The organism is Nonomuraea sp. NPDC051941, assembly GCF_044593615.1.
The window spans coordinates 1-1909 of record NZ_JBIUCF010000140.1; the positions used below are offsets into that span (position 1 = coordinate 1).

The window sequence follows — 1909 nt, forward strand, 5'->3', positions numbered from 1 at the left end:
GCACGGGCCAGCGCGTCCAGCACCTCCGGTGACGCGTTGAGCGAGAGCCCCTGCTCCAGGCGCGTGTAGTAGGACAGGCCCACCCCGGCGAGCTGCGCCAGCTCGTCACGGCGCAGCCCCGGCACGCGACGGCGCTCTCCGAAGTCCCGGAGTCCCACATCCGCAGGCTGCAACTGCGACCGGCGCATCCTGAGGAACTCCCCCAACCCCGACTTCTTGTTCATACACCGAGTATCGAGCACCAGGACGCCAGGCAGCCTGACCCCGCCAGGGACAGGCTACGAACGGCCGGCGGCAGCAGACTCGACGCCACGAGCAGGACGCAGGGCCGGCCGCGAAACGGGATACCGGAGCGGGGTCGGCCGGCGTCACAGGGCCGGAGCCCCGTACGGCGACTTCGCCGTCCACGGGGCGCCGGCTGCGGCTTGACCGACTCACGTGGACACGGCACCCGTGCCTGCCACGTCTGCATGCGATATCCGGCACATCGGGCCGGAGCACGTCCTCGGAAGGAAGAACACCCCCATGAAGCTCAAGCGTCCCGCGATCGTTCTGACCCTCACCGCCGTGACGGTCCTCGGCAGCGCGCTGGCCGACGCCACCGGCGCCCTCGCCACTTCCGAACGGCACGCCGCCGCCTCCGTCCAATCCCGTCCGGCGGCGCCCACCGTCGAGGCCAAGGGGCCGGGGGTCTTTCCCCACTCCGCGGACTACTACCCGGGCTCTCGGAAGTTCGTGACGGGTTCGCTGGCGCACAGCACCATCTCTTCGGTCGACCAGAAGGGCAGGGTGCGCACCATCATCGAAGACAGGAAGCTGGTGTCGGTGCAGGCCGTGCGGGTGGACTCCAAGGGGAACCGGATCCTGGCCGGCAACGTGGACTACGGAACGGCCGACCGCTCCGCACCCGCCACCAAGTTCAAGGTCGCAGGTGTCGCCGCCTACGCCATCGGCAGCGGACGCCGACTCTGGTACGCCGACCTGAACAAGGTCGCCAACGACGACAAGCAGCATCTCGTGTCCGACGTGACGATCGCCCCGGACGGCACGGCGTACGCCGTCGACCAGCTCTCCTCGACGATCTTCCGCATCGACCGCAACGGCAAGGCCTCCGTCCTCGTGAGTCACAAGCTGCTGGCCGGGAACGTGGACGTCCCGAACTTTCTGAACAACGTGGGCATGAGCGCCGTCGCATGGATGCCCGGCAACCTCCTCATCGTCGCCAAGGCCGATGGCAGCCTGGTGCGGGTGCCGGTCGACAGCCCCAAGAAGGCCGTCAAGGTCAAGCTCTCCAAGAACCTCAGCGCCCTCACCGCGGGCATCCGGGTGCTGCCGGACAAGTCGCTCGCCGTGGTCAGCAGTGGCCTGCTCAGCGGGAAGGCCGCCGTGGTGCAGCGGGTTCGCCCTGACCGTGACTGGAAGTCCGCCACCGTCTCGGTCACCGACACCGTCGCCGACCCGGTCACCAGCGCCGTCACGGCCGGCCCCCGAGGGACGACCTACGCGCTCAGCGGCGGTCTGGCCGCCCTGCTGGCCGGCAAGCCGAACGACGGCTTCACGCTGCGCCCGGTCAACGTGCGCTGACCCGCACCACCGGTCGGCGCGACCGTGACACAACCATGGCACGGCGCGGACGAGGCGGGGATACGGTCGGCCGGCAACCGGCGCCTGTTCCCCGTGGTGGGTCCGGCTGTCTCCGTACCACTGAGGAAGGCTGATCGATCGTGACTGAACGCGTACGCGTGGCTGTGCTGGCGGGTGGGCCGTCCGCCGAGCATGAGGTCTCGCTGCAGTCGGCGCAGGCCGTGCTCGACGCCCTGCCGAGGGATCTGTACGAGCCCGTCGCCGTCATCATCGACCGGCAGGGCAGGTGGCCGGTGGAACTGCGACGCGACCTGGCGGACGTGGT

The 1909-nt window shown here is 69.7% G+C and carries 2 protein-coding genes and 1 pseudogene; 2 read left to right on the top strand and 1 reads right to left on the bottom strand.

Going from position 1 to position 1909, the window contains the following annotated elements; all coding sequences use genetic code 11:
- Window positions 1-224, bottom strand: a 224-nt coding sequence (locus ACIHFD_RS67815) for a helix-turn-helix domain-containing protein (RefSeq protein WP_397371898.1), incomplete at its 3' end; no start/stop codon positions are given.
- A 301-nt stretch (window positions 225-525) separates the two neighbouring features.
- Between ACIHFD_RS67815 and ACIHFD_RS67820 the strand changes: the two genes are divergently transcribed.
- Complete coding sequence (locus tag ACIHFD_RS67820) at window positions 526-1584, top strand: hypothetical protein (protein ID WP_397375962.1); 1059 nt, start codon at window positions 526-528, stop codon at window positions 1582-1584.
- A gap of 140 nt (window positions 1585-1724) precedes the next feature.
- Window positions 1725-1909, top strand: a pseudogene (locus ACIHFD_RS67825) (D-alanine--D-alanine ligase); the annotation flags it as partial.